Genomic DNA, 17,873 nt, shown 5'->3' with positions numbered 1-17,873 from the left:
TTTTTAACGTTTATCATGTTGTGTAGCAACTTCAATTTCATATTTTTGCGTACCTAAAAAAATAAATATGAAGTCAGTATGTATGGCACTTTTAGTAGTGCTTTTCGTCTCTTGTAGTTCAGACGATGGAAATTCGAACAAAGATTATAGTCTTGAAAACCAAGAGGAAATTTTATCGTATATCGCAACCAATAATATTGATGCAGAAAGTACAGAATCTGGATTGTATTATGTTATTGACGAAGTGGGAGAAGGTGATGCAATTACATCAACTTCAGATGTAACCGTGAAATATAAAGGTTATTTTACAGATGGTACCGTTTTCGATGAAAATACAGAAAGCGCTGTGAGTTTCAATTTACAAGGTGTTATTGAAGGTTGGCAAGAAGGAATTCCTATGTTTAACGAAGGAGGTAGCGGTTTGTTAATTATTCCTGCACACTTGGCCTATGGAAGTAATTCTTATGGTGGAATACCTGCAGGTTCGGTTTTAGTATTCGAAATCGAGATTATCGATTATAACGCAATAAACAAACAAGAAATTGAAGACTATATAGCTGAAAATGATTTAAATGCTATGAGTACAGCATCTGGATTATATTACGTAATAGAAGAGCAAGGGGAAGGTGTAAGACCAACGAGTACGTCTACAGTAACAGTGAATTACGAGGGTTACTTTACCGATGGTGAAATCTTTGCTGAAAGAAGTGCTAACCTAAATTTAGAAATTGAAGACATTTTAGAAGGTTGGCAAGAGGGTTTACAATTATTAAATGAAGGTGGAACTATGAAATTATTAATTCCGTCTGCATTAGGATATGGTCGTTACGATTATTCTGTGATTCCTGGGGGATCAGTAACTATATTCGATATAGAATTGGTCGATGTAAATTAACCGCTTCTATAGAAAACAAAATATTGAAAGCTCATCTGATTAAGATGAGCTTTTTTTTATGCCTTTATTTTACAGAACATCTTAAAACGTTACTATAAAACGAAGTTTAAATGAGGATCCATGAATACCAAAAATATAAAGTATATTCGTTGCCTAAATCATATACTATGCACGCCAAGAGTGAAGGTGAACAGGGACAATTGTCTCAGAAGGAAATAGACGAATGTTTACGTGTATTAGATCAATTAAATGCCGATACCAATCTTATTTTCGATATTCCAAAGGATAAAAGAATTGCTTTAATTAAAGCGACAGGGACGTTTTCAAGACCTAGTCGAGAAGAGTTTGCACGCCGAAAAAAAGACGCTAAGAAAAATGCAAAGCGTAAAAAGGAAGTCCAAGATCGTGTCGCTCGTAAAGAAACAGGTATTAGAAATGCGCGTGAAACACCTATTTTTATGGCGCCTAAATTGTTGCTTGCGCAAGAATTAGAAAACAGGGAAACCATAGAGCTAGAAACACCTAGAAATTGCTATGTGTGTAAAACAGCATTCACCAAAATGCATCATTTTTACGATACCATGTGCATCGATTGTGGGGATTTTAATTATGCTAAACGCTTTCAAACGGCAGATGTTAATGGGCAAGTAGCTGTAATCACAGGTTCTCGTTTAAAAATTGGCTATCATATTACTTTAATGTTGTTAAGAGGCGGAGCTACCGTAGTGGCAACAACGCGTTTTCCCGTAGATTCTGCGATTCGGTTTGCTAAAGAAGACGATTTTAACACATGGAAAGATCGCTTGCATATCCACGGCTTAGATTTAAGACACATACCGAGTGTAGAAATTTTTTGTAATTACATCGAACAAAAGTATGACCGCTTAGATATTTTAATCAATAATGCAGCACAAACCGTAAGACGGCCGGCTGGTTTTTATGCGCATTTAATGGGGAAGGAAGAGCAAGCTATAGATACGCTTCCTCAAACGGTTCAAGATTTATTATCAGATCATACCACGTGTTTAAACGAGCTGAAATCATTAACATCTGGCGCATCTTCAAACAAAAATATGCCGGTGACTTGGCACGGACCTGAACCTGGAATCGGATTGAGAGCCTCGGCAAAATTATCTCAAATTCCGTATAGTTTCGATAATTCGTTAGTGGCAGAAGAGGTGTTTCCTGAAGGGAAATTAGATGCGGATTTACAGCAAGTAGATTTAAGAAAAACGAACAGTTGGCGTTTAAAATTAGGAGCTATAGAAACCACAGAAATGATAGAAGTACAATTGGTTAATGCTGTAGCACCCTTTGTACTATGTAATCGCTTGGCCGAGATGATGAAAAAAGAAAATACCGGTCAGAAGCATATTATAAACGTGACTGCTATGGAAGGTAAATTTCATCGTGTGTTCAAAGAGTCCAGACATCCGCATACCAACATGGCCAAGGCTGCTTTAAATATGCTAACGCATACAGCATCTGGGGAGTTGGCTAAAAGTGGTATCTTTATGAATGCCGTAGACACGGGTTGGGTAACAGACGAAGATCCTGCTGCTTTAGCAAGAATGAAACAGGAGGTATACGATTTTCAACCCCCTTTAGATATTGTAGATGGCGCCGCCCGTGTAATGGATCCGCTATTAGACGGAATTAACACAGGAAAACATTGGTGTGGTAAATTTCTTAAAGATTACAGACCTATCGAATGGTAAGACGTGTAATTTAAGTGCGTAATTATTAGGGAAGTAATTAAACCATTGTGTTTAATTATAGTCTGAATAGTGTTAACTTTCGTTTTTACTATTTTAAATCCCGCTATTTATAATGTCCATTGTATTGTATAGAAAATTAAATATTGTAATTCTTAGCTTCTTTTTTATCCTTATTAGTACTGTTGCGGTAAGCGCTCAAGATAAAAAAGACATTATTCCAACTGTCGAAAATATATACTTACACACCGACCGAAATCAATATACGCTTGGCGAATCGTTGTGGTATAAAGCTTATGCGATATATCCCTATAACAATCAGTTGTACAATAAAAGTAATATGCTGTATGTAGAGTTAATAGCTCCAAATAAACAGATAATTGCACGGCAGCATACAAGATTAGAAAATGGATTAGGTTTCGGGGACTTCAAGCTTACAGATTCTACAGGCATTAAAACGGCAGGAACCTATCAGTTGCGTGCCTATACCAATTGGAACCGTAATTTCGACGACGCGTTTGTTTTTACTAAAGACATTAAAATACTGAACGTTTTTACAGATTCAGAAACCAATGATACGGTTAAAAAGCATACTAAAGAAGCGAAAAGTACAACTGCTGACGAAGAGGCTTTTAAAGTGCAGTTTTTTCCGGAAGGCGGATCCCTTGTCGAAGATGTTATAAATATTGTGGCGTTAAAAGCTGTGGATTCTAAGGGATTTCCCATAGAAGTAAAAGGAGAAATTTACACGGCAGATGATACTTTGGTTACCTTCTTCGAAACCATTCATGATGGTATGGGAACCTTTCAGTTAAATCCAAAAAACGGAGTGCAGTATTATGCTAAAACATCTGCTGTACAGGGCGGAGAAGCCATAAAATTTACTTTACCTAAGGCCAGAGAAACAGGATTTGTATTAAGTTCTAAACCTGTTAAAGGCGATGCAACTCGAGTCCTTACCGTTAAAACCAATAAGAAAACACTAAGCAGTCAACCAGACCAAAATATAAATATTCTCTGCAAAATTAAGGATATTACATATTTCGAGATCGACCAGCCTATAACAAGCACCACTGTGAAATTTGAAATCCCTCAGGATAAATTGCCCGGCGGTATTAATCATATTACCTTGTACGATGCCAACCAGAAGCCACAAAGTGAGCGTCTCATTTTTATAGATAAGAGCGATAAATTAAACGTTACTCTAGCTACAGATAAGCAAACCTATAAACCTGATGAAAAAGTAACAGTAACGGTCTCTTCTAAAACCAAAGATGGTTCGCCGGAACTAGCGAGTTATTCTTTAAGCAGTATCGATATGAATGGGGTAGAAGACACAGGTCTGGCATCCAATATTTCCTCATATTTTTTAATGGAATCGGATATTAGAGGACCAATTTATAATCCAGGATTCTACTTTAATACCGATAATCCGTGGCGGATTGAAAAGTTAGATGTATTGTTACTAACCCAAGGATGGAGAGATTTTATATGGAAAGATAATCCAAATTTAGCAGATAAAACCTTGCCCTTTACAGCCGAATCTGGGATTAATATTAGCGGTCAACTTACGCAAGTACTTAGAAATAAAGGAAAAGCTGGAAACAATATCACATTAACCTTATTTAACAAGGGTAAGATTAAGATGTTGAATACCGAAACGGATTCCTTAGGGCACTTTAAATTTGAAAATATAATGTTTTACGGAACTTCAGAAATGATTTTAAGTTCTAAAGACGATAATGGAAAATCTAGAGGAATGCTGTCTTTAGACGAAGACACCCACGCGACTTTAGCAGTTAATTTTACACCACAACCTACACAAGAAGCCCATTTTGAAGATATTGTTTTAAAATCTACAGTATTAGAGAAATATAAGTCTGTTGGCATTATGGAAGAAAATGTTCTAGACGAAGTGGAGATTATAGCTCCTAAAAAAGAAGAAGCTTTATCCATGTATGGTCCAGCCGATCGGACATTTGTTTTCGGAGACGAAGTGGAAACTTTCTTATCTATTTACGACCTAATACAAACTACCATACCAAGTGTTGTTATAGAGGAACCGTCAATCCGATTTATTAGAAATGCAGGACCGGCGGTAATTATTGTAGATGGTATTATCTGGCAACCGGACGAACTTTCTTTCTTACAACCAGCCGATGTGGTTAAGATAGAAACTTTAAATGGGGCGAGTGCCACTATTTTAGGATCTAACGGAGGAAATGGAGCGATTTTAATTTACTTGAAGAAAGGGGCAACCACCAACGAGAAAATAGTACTACAGACCATAAAACAGCAGGTAGAAGGATTTTACGAACCACGTGTGTTTTATACGCCAGATCCAAAAGATATCACCTTTGAAAATCAAAAAGAGGATGTTAGAAATACACTTTACTGGAATCCGTTTATGCATCCCGATAAAACGGGAATTGTAAAAGCCGATTATTATAACAGTGCTGTGGAAACGACTGTAAAAGTGACTATAGAAGGGGTTACTGCATCCGGGATTCCAGTGGTGGCTAAAACGCAATATACTATAGAAGAATAAAAAAGTTTTCAATTCGTTAAATTTCCACCTCATATAGGCTTAAACGTCCAAGTGCAGAGTTATCATTCATACAATAATTCCGATACGCGTTCAACCAAACTAAAGTATCGGTTTTTTGTGTTTACACCGTTTTAGTTCTTCATTATACGGCCTATTTGCTATTTGGTTTATAGGGTATGGACATTGTACGTCCGTTGACCAGCGGTGGAATAGCGTTACTTTTATATGTTTTTAAGTCAATGCGTACTAGGCAATAGGCGTAAATTGCATGAAAACAAATAAAATGGAAAACGTATTAGTAGTTGGTGCCACAGGTACCACAGGAAATAAAGTAGTGCATCATTTAAAAACCTCTCAAGATTTCGAACCGATTGCCATGGTTAGAAATGAAGAGCAGGAGAAAAGCTTCAAAGAGCACAATATAAGAACCGTATATGGCGATCTGGAAGATGATGTGTCACAAACGGTTAAAGAAGCTAATCATGTTATTTTTGCTGCCGGATCTGGTGGTAAGAAAGTAGAGGCTGTAGACCAAGATGGCGCTATAAAAATGATTAAAGCTTCGGAAGGTGCAAATATTAAGAAATTTGTAATGCTAAGTTCTATGGGCGCAGATAATCCAGAACAGAGTGAAAAACTTCAAGATTACCTAAAAGCTAAGCATAATGCCGATGTGTTTTTAAAAGACTCAAAATTAAATTATACCATTGTAAGACCAGGAACATTAAATAATGAATCGGGTCAGGGGCGCATAGCGATATCCAAGTCTTTTTCTAAACATGGCGAAATTACTCGCGACGATGTTGCGCAGACTCTTGTACAAGCGCTACGCGATAATACAACAGATAAAACAACCTTCGAAATTCTACAAGGAGACACACCTATAGAAGAAGCGTTTAGAACCATCTAATTGCAATCCATATTTCCAAATACGACACTTTAATAATTAATTTTAAAATCAAGTATTATGATTAAACCAAGAACAGAAACACCCGATTTATCAATAAATTTATTAAACGATACGAAGTGGATGCTTAGTGAGCAGAAACCAGAAAACTTCACCTTAGTGGTGGTGTATCGTGGTAAACACTGTCCCGTTTGTAAAAAGTATTTAGAAACGATACAAGATCATTTAGGCGACTTTAAAGACAAAGGCGTGAATGTGGTCGCTATCAGTTCGGATACTAAAGCCAAAGCAGAAGCCTCTTATAAGGAATGGGATATTAAAGATGTGCCATTAGGATATGAGTTTCCAATTGAAGAAGCTCGTGAATGGGGACTTTACGTTTCTAAAGGAATCAAAGACGAACCTGAAGAATTTGTAGAACCAGCTATCTTTTTAATCCGTCCAGATCGTACGCTATATGCGTCATCTATTCAGACCATGCCTTTTGCAAGACCAGAAATTGTTGAACTTATAAAGTCTATTGATTTTGTAAACAATAAAGATTATCCTGCTCGAGGAGAAGCTTAGAGATTAGTTGTCAATATATATAATTAAAGCGCCCCTAAATTATTTGTTTAGGGGCGCTTTTTATGCGTTTTATATTTAGTGCTTATTGTGGATCGCTAATCATAACAGATTTAACGTTCACAAATTCCTTCATTCCAAAGCCACCGTGTTCTCTTCCAAATCCAGAATCCTTAACACCTCCAAAAGGCATTTTCGGATCTGCCAATCCAAAACTGTTTATAAACACCATTCCGGTATCAAAATGTTTCTTAGCGAGTTGCGTAGCTTTATCTACATCTTTAGAGAAGATTCCACCACCTAATCCAAAACGACTATCGTTTGCAATACGCATGGCGTCTTCGCCATCTTTGGCTTTGATTAATGAGGCTATCGGACCAAAAAGCTCATCGTCGTAAGCAGGTTGTCCAGGTTTTACATCTTCTAACACAGTTGCTGGATAAAAGTATCCTGATCCAGAATCTGGTTTACCTCCACATAATATGGTTGCGCCTTTAATTACACTTTCGGTAAGTTGTTCGTGCAATTTTTCACGTAAATCTTTTCGTGCCATAGGTCCGAGGTCTGTGTTTTCGTCTTTAGGATCGCCTAGTTTTAACTCAGACATCGCTTTTACAAAGGCTTTTTTAAAGGTATCGTAAACAGCATCTACTACAATAAAGCGTTTGGCAGCAATACAGGTTTCCCCGTTATTGTAAATTCTTCCTTTTACACTTTGCTCTACCGCCAATTCAATATCGGCATCGTCTAGAACAATATAAGCATCATTACTTCCCAATTCTAATACCGATTTCTTTAAAGCACTAGCGGCTTTTTCGCCTATAATTTTTCCAGCTTTCGGACTTCCGGTTAGTGTTACTCCGCGTACTAATTTGTTATTAATAATAGCATCAGACTGTTCGTGACCGATAACTAATACCGTAAATAATCCTTCTGGTAATCCAGCCGATTTAAAGATATCCTCTAACTTTTTAGCTGTTCCCGTTACATTCGACGCATGTTTTAATAGCACACTATTCCCTGCCATTAAATTAGCAATGGTATATCGAATCACTTGGTAGGACGGGTAATTCCATGGCTGAATACCATAAATAATTCCAATAGGCGAGTGCGTAATAATCCCTTTACCACCCAAAGTTAATTCTCGTGTTTCATCTTGTAACTCGGTGGCAGCATGTGTGGCGCAATATTCACAAATGGCCGTACATGTATCGACTTCTTGTTCGCTCTGAGAATATAATTTTCCCATCTCATCGGTCATTAAGCTGGCTAATGTTTCTTTGTGGTCTTGTAAGGCTTTCCCGATAGCTTTAATCACTTCTGCACGTTTTTCAAACGATTCGAAACGCCAGTCTAAAAAGGCATCGTGAGACTGTTTTATTTTATTTTCAACCTCGCTATCCGTCATATATGTATATGAGGCTATGGGTTTTTCTGTACTCGGATTAATGGTTTCAAAAGTATCTTGTTTTGTTGTCGTATCCATAATGATATATGTTTTAGTTTAAGGCGAATCATTTTGCCTAATTTTGGGTAAAGTTAGGTTGGTTGTAAAGCTTTTATTTGCTGTAATATTATAGATGTTAACCCATATGAATTAAGGGTTAAAATATTTGGATTATTTAATGTAATATTGAAAGAAGATCGCTAATAGAGAACACGCTTTTAGCACCTAAAACTCAAGTGAAAAGGATATTTATTATCCATAAAACATATAGACATGATACATAAAACCCTTGCATTATTCGCACAATTACCTTTAGGAACTCCTAATCCAGACGATAATCAGCCGGTAGATTTTTCAGATCCGTTTAATATCGTGGTGTTTATCATTTTACCTATTATTGCCATTATATTATATGTGTACTGGAGAAAACAACAGCACAAGAAATAAATAGGAGATAACCGTATAAGACGCGAGTTTCATTCGTATTTTAGTGGTTTAAAATCTGTTTTTTTTAGTCTTTTATTTATTTCAAAACTGCTATGAGTATTCTAAATACATGGTTTGGTGACAAACACACGAATCAAACACTATTTCCAAAACCTACAGATGATGGCGAAGTAAGCATTCAAAATAAACAGCTTATTTGCACAGGTGTTAAAGGGATGCATAGTTGCGTTGTAAATTTAACCGAGCTACAATATGCTTATATTAAAATAACACCCTCTAAAGAGCGGTATTTGTTTCTATTTGACCATCACCAAAATAATATACCGGTGACATTTAAAGGCTTTCAAGGCGTTTATGAAACGTTGTCTAGCATGTTCGGGTTTGATGATGAGGTGTTCTTGTCACATGTAAATAGCGAAGCACCATTAATTAAGCAAATATGGAGGCGTAAACATCCAAAAAATTATTCGGTTTTAGATATAAATCATCACGATTATCACGATGGTTTTGAGATTCAATCCCAACCCAAACAGTTTATATCTTGGGAGATTACGTATCGGGAATTAGAGAACCACCAATACATTTATTTTGAAACTTCACCATACGGACAAAAGCTACTAAAATTTAAGTATCCTGTACGTATTGGGAACGTTATTTTTAATGATTTACAAGCGTACTTTGATAATAAAAGAACCGATGTTCCGGTATTATATTTTTATAGTGATTGCTATAATGATATGGGAAACGACGGCAGTTATTACGACTTAAAACATGTGCTTACTTGCGATTTAATGGGAGATGAAGCGCTTAATGGTTACGAAAGAGACGATCAGAAAAATCTAATTTTCGATCTAAAAGGGATAGCCCTTTCTATATGTTATACTTACGATTCTCGCTATTTGTTCGATGCTGGTAATACAGCTGTAACTATTCAAAACCATAGAGAATATCCCGAATTGTTAACGGACAAAGAGTATGAAGCGCGTATTGATATATCGGAGGCATTGCCTTTACAAGGCGATTTGGAAGTCTCTAAAGATTACATGAAAAATGAAAGAATTACATACAGACCGCGGGCCGTTTCTGAACGGTTTATGGACCAACCCGTAATTTGGACAGATGTCAAGAATGATAAAATCGGATTCTCTGCTCATGGCTACGCTGAGCTATTTAACCTAGATGAAATCGAGTCGTTTAGTATTCAGAATATGCTACCGGCTAAAGGTAGTGGTGGAGCTTATCTTGAAGTTTTACTCATAAATAAAACAAAACATACCGTATTTTCAGGCCGTTTTAAAACCTTCGATACCTATAAGGAAGATTTAGAACGTGTAACCCATAAACCAGTAACCTTCGCAAAAGAATATTACGATTGTTAGTCGGATATATAAATAACATATAATAAATGTCTAAACTTATTATAAGGTTTAAAAAGCCAAATAGAATGTGCGGACATTATAAAAATATAAGATACTATGTGTAAAGAAAAATATATGCAAGAGGCCGTAGATGCGGCATTAAAAGGAATGAATAATAACGAAGGTGGCCCATTTGGTTGTGTTGTTGTTAAGGACGGCAAGATTGTGGGGCGTGGAAATAATAAAGTTACCTCTACCAAAGATCCTACCGCACATGCCGAAGTTACGGCTATACGAGATGCTTGTAAAAACCTGGATTCATTTCAATTAGACGGTTGCGAAATATATACGTCTTGCGAACCTTGTCCGATGTGTCTGGGCGCTATTTATTGGGCGAGACCGGATAAAGTATATTACGGAAGCAATCAAGAAGATGCGGCGAATATTGGTTTCGACGATGCGTTTATCTATAAAGAAATTCCGTTGCCTTACGATAAGCGTAGCATTCCATTCGAGCAATTTGGACGCGATATTGCATTAAAACCATTCCAGGATTGGTCTACAAAAATGGATAAAACCGTATATTAAGAACAGCACCTATGTATGCATCCCTAGCACAACACGTCCGAGACATTATTAATCCTTCGGAACATGATATGGCATATTTTCTATCGACTTTAAACGAAGTGTCTCTTCAAAAAGGTGCATTTTTACTGCAACCAGGCGTTGTTGTTAATCAGGAGTACTTTGTGGTTAGCGGGTGTTTAAAAGCCTACTATATGGATGCCAGAGGTAATAAACACATCCTTCAGTTTGCAATAGAGAATTGGTGGATTGGAGATTTTGAAGCGTTTTATAATCAGTCGGCTTCTAAATTATATATTGAAGCCATTGAAGATGCTAAATTATTGTCCTTAAGCTACAAAGCACTACAATCGGTGTATAGCGAAGCGCCTATATTCGAGCGGTATTTTCGTGTTTTGGTGACTAAAGCTTTCATTTCTCAACAGAAACGCATTTTATCTACGCAAGAAAAAAACACCCAAGAACGCTATTTAGAATTTTGTGATGCCTATCCGACCATCCAAAATCGAATAGCCAATTATGATATTGCAAATTACTTAGGCGTAACAGCCGAAAATCTTAGTCGGGTAAGGAATACTTTAAAAAAGTTAAAAATTTCCTAATTGATATAGGTCAATTATATTGCCTATACTGAATTGTAAATTTGATAAGAATACGAATTAAAAAAACATCCTTGTTATGAGTAAACAACATCTATTAACACCCTACCATAAAAATATTGATTTAAAAAACAGAGTCGTAATGGCCCCTATGACGCGTAGTCGAGCAGACAATGAAGGCAAAGTGCCAACAGACGATTTACACGGCTTGTATTACGAGCAACGTGCTTCTGCAGGATTAATTATAACTGAAGGTTCGCAAGTGTCTGCCGAAGCCACAGGTTATATTAATACGCCAGGAATTTATACCGAGGCACAAGTAGAAGGTTGGAAAAAAGTCACCAAGCGTGTCCACGATCAAGGCGGTACTATATTTATTCAGTTGTGGCATGTGGGACGGATTTCGCATCCAGATTTTCATGATGGAGCGTTACCTGTATCGGCTTCAGCGATAAATCCAGAAGCCAAATCGTTTACACCTGAAGGTTTTAAAGATACTGTTACGCCTAAAGCCATGACCATTGAAGATATTAAACGCACAGTTAAAGATTTTCAGAATGCGGCTAAAAATGCTATAGAAGCAGGTTTTGATGGTGTGGAGATTCATTCTTCTAACGGGTATTTATTTCAACAATTCTTTAACGGATGTTCAAATACGCGAACAGATGAATATGGAGGATCTATCGAAAACAGAGCGCGCTTCTTTTTCGAAGTATTAGATGCTATAAAAGAAGTAATTCCTCAAGAACGCATAGCGGCACGTTTTAATCCGTCGGCACATAATGTATTTGGTATTACGGTAGATGAAGATACAATACCAACATTCGAATACATCATTAAAAAACTAAATGATTATAATTTAGCTTATGTTCACCTGTCTGAACCTTTTACCGATGTAAGTGATGTGCCATTTGCTGTATCGGAAATTGCTAAACATTTCCGTCCGTTATACAATGGAACGCTTATGATTAACAATGAATTTGATAAGGAAAAAGGAAATAAAGTACTGGAAGATGGCGATGCCGACTTAGTAGCCTACGGAAAGTTATTTATTTCGAATCCAGATCTAGTCGAACGCTTTGAACAGGATGTAGATCTTGCCGAATGGGACGAGGATACATTTTATACTACAGGCGAAAAAGGATACACAGACTACCCAAAAGCCACAGAATAATATAACTTGATTGTTTCAAAACAAAATAACCGTGATAACAGCTCCAAATCGGAAAAGTTATCACGGTTTTTTAATGGAATTTAATAGGTTAAATCTGCCTCGAATTGGGTTGTAGTAGACTTAAAGACCTTCCAGAAACACCACATCAAAACTTATGGTTTCTTCATCTATATATTCAATATTTGTAATGTTAAAATAAGATGCTGTACCATCCCACCATTTAGAATTAGGAACTGTGGTATCCGAAAATGTTTTACCTGGAACAAAAATATCCCCAGCATTGCCTCGGTTGGTGGGTTTAGCAGGATTTCTCTCCAATTCGTATAATCCGTCGGCTTGTTCTATAGCATGTTTATAATGCTTTTCAGGAGTCATCGCTTGTTCTTTATTACTGCTTTTTACATTTAAATCGGTGTGCCATAGTAGTAATCCCAGATCTACAGGAAATTTCTCATTTCCTAAGGTACTTTGTTTGCGGGCTTCGATAGAGAAATATTCTTTGCCATCTAACGGATTTTTATATACGGCCACAGCATCGCCATCTGCTTTTAATGTTAGGGTTTGTTTACCAGGTTTACGTTTAATTTCTATAATCTTACCCCAGTTTTTTTCTACTCTAAACGGGGCACCCACGGGTTCTATTAACGAAGTTTTTCCGCCACTCATTACCGTGTAAGCTCCCGTGCCACCAGAATCGTAGCCTGTATCGTAGGTGTCGGGGAAACTAAAAAATGCATGTCCACTTTCGTGAATAGGTGTAAATAAGCTTGGCTCTCCATTCCGAATGAGATAGGACCCATACACCGATTTTATTTTTACGCCGTTAGACAGTGTCCAACCGCCATGATGTGCGGCGGCAATCCATGACACAAAACTATCGCTATTGTAAAACATTACCGAACGTAGGTTGCCATCTTTGTCGGTAGATAAACGCTTCCAATCGTAATCTGGGTTATTTGCCACGGTATATTCTAGAGCCTCTTTCCACAATAGTATACCTTCTTTATAATTTAATTTCGCGTAGTGTGAAGCGGGTAGTGGCGCACGGTAATAAAAAATATCATGCTTTAATATCACTTGACCGTAACTTTGTTCGTACCAATATTTACACACCGATCTGTGAATGTTCTCTTCGGAATAATCCATATCGTTTAAAAGCGCATCTAAGCGCTCTGGCGTTTCATTTTCTGGTCTTGGAATATCAGAAAAGTCAATGTAAATGGTAATACCGCGATACTGATTTTGGGCGTGTAAACCTGTTGCCATTAGCACAATGTATAGTACTATTAAGGCTTTAAACGCCATAGCTATTTGTGCATCAAGCCGTGTTTTAAGAAGAATATGTTTCACTGTTACTTTATTTTAATCAATATTAATATAAAATTTACCGGGCTATGGGACAATGTTGGCAGAATACTGTAGGATATTAACACTTTTCGTGTTTTTTATAAGGTTTTATAAGTTGTCAGGTGCATATACGTTGATTTTAAGTGGTTGTCGGCATGAGTATCCGCTTCAATCCGTAAACGTTACATAGTATATGATTGCGCTACAAACTCTTCATTATTCTTAAAGGATTTAAGGTGTATTGAACCGGTCTTGAATATTAACAATGAAAACGAACGATTAAAAACCGGTAAAACTTCTCATGTCACGTTATAAGTGTGAAATGATACATTTAAATTGGGATAGCGTTAAAATTATATACAAACAAATAAACTTAAGTCTTATTAATGTAAGACCTTTGCACCACGGTTTCTAAGCATAAAAAGAACAATCGGTTTAATTCTACAATTCAATGCATTTCATGAAAAATCAATTATTAGTGTGGGGACTACTATTTTTAGTATCTCCTGTATTTTCACAAACCTATACGCGAGAAGAAGTGAATAGATCTATAGAAGAAGATCCTAGATTTTCTATCCACGACGACAATTATATTATAACAGGAATACCGACCAATACGCATGTCGATTCTGAAACTGCAGATATTAAATATCAAATTAGTTTCAAACAATTACTAAGTCGGAATCCAATTGTGTGGGACTCGTATTTGTATCTAACTTATACTCAAAAAGCATTTTGGAACATTTATAAGTTTTCGAGTCCGTTTGAGGAGCTTAACTTTAATCCTACTGTAGGTTTAAGAAAAGTGTTTTACGATAAAAAAGACCAAGCCCAAAGTATAGCGTCATTAACTTTAAACCACGAATCTAATGGACGAGACAGTATATATTCAAGAAGTTGGAACAGTTTAAATTTAAAGTATTCTATGGCTTTAAGTCGTAAAAGTATAATGAGTATAGAGCTGTGGGCGCCGTTTATATATAAAGAATCTAATCCGGATTTAATGGAATATATCGGAATCTCCGAAATTTCTTATGCTTACGATATTGTGCCTGAAAAACTTAATTTTGAAATTGCCGTTAAAAAAGGTCTGAATTGGAACAATTGGAATGGCTCTGTGCGTTCGCGTTTATATTACAATCCGTTTAAATCTAAGAACCAGTATTTCATGCTCGAGTGGTTTGCTGGGTATGGAGAGAGTTTAATAGACTATGATAAGTTTTACAGTATGGTGCGTTTAGGTTTTGTAATTAAAACCAACGAGTTAGAATTTTTAGTCCATCGTGTAGATTAACCGCACATAAAAAACCACTATAACAATAACGCTATAGTGGTTTTTTTTATGCTGAAAAGTAATACGAATTACTGATCTGTTTTATTATCGATATGCTGTTCTAGGTTGTCGTTATGACCACTTCCTAAACTATGATGTTCGTTTTCTTCGTCACGTGGTGGTTTCCCATTGGTTAACGGTCTTGCCGGACTTGCACCTGGAATGTCTAGGTTATCGGCTGCGAAATCGGGTTCGTTTCTACGTTTTTTAAGTAAGCGATCGTCGCCACCATCTTGTCTTAAGTTTCCAGCTTTATCGCCTAATATCTTTTTGTCGTCTTCGGTAATGTCCGAATTGTAATCTGTTTTATTATCTTCCTTTTTCATAATATTATTTATTTACTGTTAACATAAAAAGCATGAATCACTCCTGGCAACCAGCCTAAAAGTGTAAGTAAAACACTAACTAATAATGCGGTTCCGATACCGTGCTTTAAAAACACAGCTAGTGGTGGTAAAAGAATACTAAGTATAATGGTAAGTAATGACATGTTTTATGTGTTTTTGGTTTATTCAAAAGTAAGATCTTAATAGCGTGTGGGTTGACTTAAATCATTTAATAATTGATGCTTTTACTTGTGAGTATTATACTTACCAAAGCGATTAAAGTAAAGTGGCTAGTCCAATTGGTTTAACATAAAACGGTGAGAAAAGTAAAGATGTAGTGAGAGCGTATGGTCTAATTCTTACTGTATATAAGTGCAAATAAATTACTTAAGGTCCATGTTTTAGTCCTATATTTTTTTTGTAAATTAATAGATACTAAATCAACCGTTTATGCAAGCATATTTATTTCCGGGGTAGGGCACCCAATTTCCTGGCATGGGAAAGGCGTTATATAATACCTCTAAAATAGCGCAAGATTATTTTGAAAAAGCAAATGCCATTTTAGGATATTCTATTACAGATATCATGTTTGAAGGCTCGGCAGCGGACTTAAAACATACCAAGTACGCGCAACCTGCCATTTTTTTACACTCCTATATTTTAACCCAAACCCTAGGAACAGCCTTTCAGCCAGATATGGTTGCCGGACATTCGTTAGGCGAAATATCGGCTTTAACGGCTATAGGCGCATTAGATTTTGAGTCCGCTTTAAAACTCATTAACACCCGAGCTACTGCCATGCAAAAAGTTTGTGAATTGGAACATACCGGAATGGCGGTTGTAGTGGGACTGTACGATGTTATTGTTAACGATGTATGCAAACAAGTGCAGGGTATAGTGGTGCCCGCAAATTACAATGCGCTACAACAAGTGGTGATTTCTGGAGAAGAACGTGCTTTAAACGAAGCCTGCGAGAAGTTAAAACCGGGTGCCATTCGTGTGGTAAATTTGCCGGTGAGTGGTGCGTTTCATTCCCCATTTATGAAACCTATAATTGAAAGTTATACCGAAGCGATTGCACAAACTACATTTAAAACACCCCGTTGTCCCATTTATCAGAACATTAAAGGGCGCCCTACAACAGATGTGCATCTCATTAAACAAAATTTAATCGATCAGCTAACACAACCCGTCATGTGGCGACATGGTATGTTACACATGATTGAAGATGGTGCTACAACCTTTACCGAAATTGGTCCGGGTAATTTTTTAAGAGGCCTGGTTCATCAGATTGATCGGGATGTGATTGCAAAAGGCATATCGTGAGGGTAGTGTTTGAGCTTTTTAGGAAGTAAAGTAATTTTTGTTCTCGACTCCGCTCGAACACCCCGGGAAATAATACGAATTATGTTCTCGACGCCGCTCGAACACCTTGGGCACGTATGCTGATTTTATACGGTCTTCGAGCGGAGTCGAGAAGCACGTGGTTAATCGGTCCTCGAGCATTAGTGAGAAAGAATAGTAAGATTCTGACGAAGCTAGCAAACGGAGTTTGCCGAGAAGTTTATATTGTTATCTAGAACTGAAAGTTTAAAAAGGTCTTGTAAATTGTCTTATTAAAATGTAATAAGTTTACAATTATACATTCTAGTTCTCGACTCCGCTCGAACACCCTAGACACGTATGTTGATTTTGAACGGTCTTCGAGCGGAGTCGAGAAGTTATAATTAATACTCGGCATCAATCATTAGTAAGAAAGAATAGTGAGATTCTTTCGAAGCTAGCAAACGGAGTTTGACTAGAGGCATGCTTTCTTTTATCGGTCTTCAATCATTAATAAGAAAACTAGCAAAACCCTCTAAAAACTAGTAGGCTATCTACGACTTCACCATAGGACCAAGTACATCCCAAACCGTATTTGCAACTAGCTTATGACCTTCAACATTAGGGTGAATACCATCACCTTGATTTAGTTCTGGTTTACCTCCAACTTGTTCTAAAATAAACGGAATGAAGGCTATATTGTTTTCCGAAGCCAAATCTATAAAGAGTTGTTTAAAATCGGTAGTATATGCGGTTCCCATATTTGGAGGCATTTGCATACCCGCAAGTATAATTTTAGTCTGCGGACTTTTAGCACGAACCACATCTATAATATGTTGTAGGTTAGCTCGTGTTTCACTTACTGGCACACCACGCAAACCATCATTGGCTCCTAGCTCTAATAAAAATATGTCTGGGGTTTGTTTAATCACCCAATCAATTCTGCTTTTTCCACCTGCACTGGTTTCGCCACTAACTCCTGAATTAATCACGGTATAGTCCAAATTTAATGCATCTATAGTGTCTTGTATAATACCTGGATAGGCATCATCTGTATTATCTAATCCGTAACCGGCAGTAATGCTATCTCCAAAACATAAAATGGTTTTGTCTTTGGTCACTTCAGCTTCAGTCGATGCTGTTGTAGTCGTTTCAGCATTTTGGTCTTTGGCTTTTTTAGCTTTTCCATCACCACAAGAATAGAGTGTTAGGGCTAAAATAAAATAACAAAACTTTAAGAGTTTAGAGATCCTAAACCCGGGGTGATTTGATTGCAATTGTTTATTTTGAGCCTCGCACATAAAT

The 17,873-nt window shown here is 36.9% G+C and carries 16 protein-coding genes and 1 pseudogene; 12 read left to right on the top strand and 5 right to left on the bottom strand.

All coding sequences use genetic code 11. The features are described 5' to 3' along the window. Positions 1 to 67 precede the first annotated feature (67 nt). From ACKC83_RS14420 to ACKC83_RS14400, 5 genes are all read left to right on the top strand, one after another. Positions 68 to 895 (top strand): FKBP-type peptidyl-prolyl cis-trans isomerase, encoded by an 828-nt coding sequence (locus tag ACKC83_RS14420; RefSeq protein ID WP_434036056.1) that lies wholly within the window; start codon positions 68 to 70, stop codon positions 893 to 895. 167 nt (positions 896 to 1,062) lie between these two features. Further along, positions 1,063 to 2,613, top strand: coding sequence for an SDR family NAD(P)-dependent oxidoreductase (locus ACKC83_RS14415; protein ID WP_434037789.1), 1,551 nt, complete (start codon positions 1,063 to 1,065; stop codon positions 2,611 to 2,613). 112 nt (positions 2,614 to 2,725) lie between these two features. Further along, positions 2,726 to 5,158, top strand: coding sequence for a hypothetical protein (locus ACKC83_RS14410; protein ID WP_434036055.1), 2,433 nt, complete (start codon positions 2,726 to 2,728; stop codon positions 5,156 to 5,158). A 268-nt stretch (positions 5,159 to 5,426) separates the two neighbouring features. Then, entirely contained in the window at positions 5,427 to 6,068 is a 642-nt protein-coding gene (locus tag ACKC83_RS14405; protein ID WP_414034536.1) for an SDR family oxidoreductase, read from the top strand. A 57-nt stretch (positions 6,069 to 6,125) separates the two neighbouring features. After that, positions 6,126 to 6,632: a peroxiredoxin-like family protein gene (locus tag ACKC83_RS14400; protein ID WP_434036054.1), complete on the top strand. Its 507-nt coding sequence runs from the start codon at positions 6,126 to 6,128 to the stop codon at positions 6,630 to 6,632. 82 nt (positions 6,633 to 6,714) lie between these two features. Here ACKC83_RS14400 and ACKC83_RS14395 read toward each other — a convergent pair whose 3' ends face one another. Continuing rightward, positions 6,715 to 8,115 (bottom strand): NAD-dependent succinate-semialdehyde dehydrogenase, encoded by a 1,401-nt coding sequence (locus tag ACKC83_RS14395; protein ID WP_434036053.1) that lies wholly within the window; start codon positions 8,113 to 8,115, stop codon positions 6,715 to 6,717. A gap of 234 nt (positions 8,116 to 8,349) precedes the next feature. Here ACKC83_RS14395 and ACKC83_RS14390 point away from each other — a divergent pair, with 234 nt between their 5' ends. The 5 genes from ACKC83_RS14390 to ACKC83_RS14370 all read left to right on the top strand — a co-directional run bounded on the left by ACKC83_RS14390 (position 8,350) and on the right by ACKC83_RS14370 (position 12,239). Continuing rightward, positions 8,350 to 8,523 carry an adenylosuccinate synthetase gene (locus ACKC83_RS14390; protein WP_414034533.1) on the top strand — a complete coding sequence of 58 codons (174 nt, stop codon included), beginning with the start codon at positions 8,350 to 8,352 and terminating at the stop codon, positions 8,521 to 8,523. A gap of 92 nt (positions 8,524 to 8,615) precedes the next feature. After that, on the top strand, positions 8,616 to 9,902 hold the full coding sequence (locus tag ACKC83_RS14385) for a hypothetical protein (protein WP_434036052.1): 1,287 nt from the start codon (positions 8,616 to 8,618) through the stop codon (positions 9,900 to 9,902). A 96-nt stretch (positions 9,903 to 9,998) separates the two neighbouring features. Continuing rightward, the gene (locus tag ACKC83_RS14380; RefSeq protein ID WP_434036051.1) at positions 9,999 to 10,469 is read left to right on the top strand and encodes a nucleoside deaminase; all 471 of its coding nucleotides are present in this window, start codon (positions 9,999 to 10,001) and stop codon (positions 10,467 to 10,469) included. 11 nt (positions 10,470 to 10,480) lie between these two features. Next, on the top strand, positions 10,481 to 11,068 hold the full coding sequence (locus tag ACKC83_RS14375) for a Crp/Fnr family transcriptional regulator (protein ID WP_414034530.1): 588 nt from the start codon (positions 10,481 to 10,483) through the stop codon (positions 11,066 to 11,068). Positions 11,069 to 11,144: 76 nt separating this feature from the next. Further along, positions 11,145 to 12,239, top strand: a complete 1,095-nt coding sequence (locus ACKC83_RS14370; RefSeq protein ID WP_434036050.1) for an alkene reductase — start codon at positions 11,145 to 11,147, stop codon at positions 12,237 to 12,239. A 120-nt stretch (positions 12,240 to 12,359) separates the two neighbouring features. Here the strand turns inward: ACKC83_RS14370 and ACKC83_RS14365 are convergent, their stop codons facing one another. Next, positions 12,360 to 13,589: a hypothetical protein gene (locus tag ACKC83_RS14365; RefSeq protein ID WP_434036049.1), complete on the bottom strand. Its 1,230-nt coding sequence runs from the start codon at positions 13,587 to 13,589 to the stop codon at positions 12,360 to 12,362. 457 nt (positions 13,590 to 14,046) lie between these two features. On the opposite strand from ACKC83_RS14365, the gene ACKC83_RS14360 reads away from it, so the two are divergent. After that, positions 14,047 to 14,880, top strand: a complete 834-nt coding sequence (locus ACKC83_RS14360) for a phospholipase A (protein ID WP_414034527.1) — start codon at positions 14,047 to 14,049, stop codon at positions 14,878 to 14,880. Positions 14,881 to 14,948: 68 nt separating this feature from the next. On the opposite strand, the gene ACKC83_RS14355 is transcribed toward ACKC83_RS14360, so the two are convergent. Both ACKC83_RS14355 and ACKC83_RS14350 read right to left on the bottom strand, forming a co-directional pair. Then, positions 14,949 to 15,245, bottom strand: a complete 297-nt coding sequence (locus tag ACKC83_RS14355; protein ID WP_434036048.1) for a hypothetical protein — start codon at positions 15,243 to 15,245, stop codon at positions 14,949 to 14,951. A gap of 8 nt (positions 15,246 to 15,253) precedes the next feature. Then, complete coding sequence (locus ACKC83_RS14350; protein ID WP_434036047.1) at positions 15,254 to 15,409, bottom strand: YqaE/Pmp3 family membrane protein; 156 nt, start codon at positions 15,407 to 15,409, stop codon at positions 15,254 to 15,256. A 286-nt stretch (positions 15,410 to 15,695) separates the two neighbouring features. On the opposite strand from ACKC83_RS14350, the pseudogene fabD reads away from it, so the two are divergent. Further along, positions 15,696 to 16,571: pseudogene (fabD, locus tag ACKC83_RS14345) on the top strand (ACP S-malonyltransferase). Positions 16,572 to 17,122: 551 nt separating this feature from the next. Here fabD and ACKC83_RS14340 read toward each other — a convergent pair. Beyond that, a complete protein-coding gene (locus ACKC83_RS14340; protein ID WP_434036046.1) occupies positions 17,123 to 17,869 on the bottom strand; it encodes an arylesterase in 747 nt (248 codons plus the stop codon). Between the last annotated feature and the right edge of the window lie 4 nt (positions 17,870 to 17,873).

The sequence above is a fragment of the Formosa bonchosmolovskayae genome (assembly GCF_051016085.1).
Classification (GTDB): domain Bacteria; phylum Bacteroidota; class Bacteroidia; order Flavobacteriales; family Flavobacteriaceae; genus Formosa.
The sequence above is the reverse complement of the archived record's forward strand: the minus strand, read 5'-3'. Positions and strand labels throughout refer to the sequence as shown.

What these genes read in the sequence shown, in the direction of transcription:
- ACKC83_RS14395 (WP_434036053.1), bottom strand. Translation starts at nt 8,115, where the DNA reads ATGGATACGACAACAAAACAAGATACTTTTGAAACCATTAATCCGAGT.
- ACKC83_RS14360 (WP_414034527.1), top strand. Translation starts at nt 14,047, where the DNA reads ATGAAAAATCAATTATTAGTGTGGGGACTACTATTTTTAGTATCTCCT.
- ACKC83_RS14390 (WP_414034533.1), top strand. Translation starts at nt 8,350, where the DNA reads ATGATACATAAAACCCTTGCATTATTCGCACAATTACCTTTAGGAACT.
- ACKC83_RS14405 (WP_414034536.1), top strand. Translation starts at nt 5,427, where the DNA reads ATGAAAACAAATAAAATGGAAAACGTATTAGTAGTTGGTGCCACAGGT.
- ACKC83_RS14355 (WP_434036048.1), bottom strand. Translation starts at nt 15,245, where the DNA reads ATGAAAAAGGAAGATAATAAAACAGATTACAATTCGGACATTACCGAA.
- ACKC83_RS14400 (WP_434036054.1), top strand. Translation starts at nt 6,126, where the DNA reads ATGATTAAACCAAGAACAGAAACACCCGATTTATCAATAAATTTATTA.
- ACKC83_RS14340 (WP_434036046.1), bottom strand. Translation starts at nt 17,869, where the DNA reads ATGTGCGAGGCTCAAAATAAACAATTGCAATCAAATCACCCCGGGTTT.
- ACKC83_RS14380 (WP_434036051.1), top strand. Translation starts at nt 9,999, where the DNA reads ATGTGTAAAGAAAAATATATGCAAGAGGCCGTAGATGCGGCATTAAAA.
- ACKC83_RS14415 (WP_434037789.1), top strand. Translation starts at nt 1,063, where the DNA reads ATGCACGCCAAGAGTGAAGGTGAACAGGGACAATTGTCTCAGAAGGAA.
- ACKC83_RS14385 (WP_434036052.1), top strand. Translation starts at nt 8,616, where the DNA reads ATGAGTATTCTAAATACATGGTTTGGTGACAAACACACGAATCAAACA.
- ACKC83_RS14375 (WP_414034530.1), top strand. Translation starts at nt 10,481, where the DNA reads ATGTATGCATCCCTAGCACAACACGTCCGAGACATTATTAATCCTTCG.
- ACKC83_RS14420 (WP_434036056.1), top strand. Translation starts at nt 68, where the DNA reads ATGAAGTCAGTATGTATGGCACTTTTAGTAGTGCTTTTCGTCTCTTGT.
- ACKC83_RS14350 (WP_434036047.1), bottom strand. Translation starts at nt 15,409, where the DNA reads ATGTCATTACTTACCATTATACTTAGTATTCTTTTACCACCACTAGCT.
- ACKC83_RS14410 (WP_434036055.1), top strand. Translation starts at nt 2,726, where the DNA reads ATGTCCATTGTATTGTATAGAAAATTAAATATTGTAATTCTTAGCTTC.
- ACKC83_RS14370 (WP_434036050.1), top strand. Translation starts at nt 11,145, where the DNA reads ATGAGTAAACAACATCTATTAACACCCTACCATAAAAATATTGATTTA.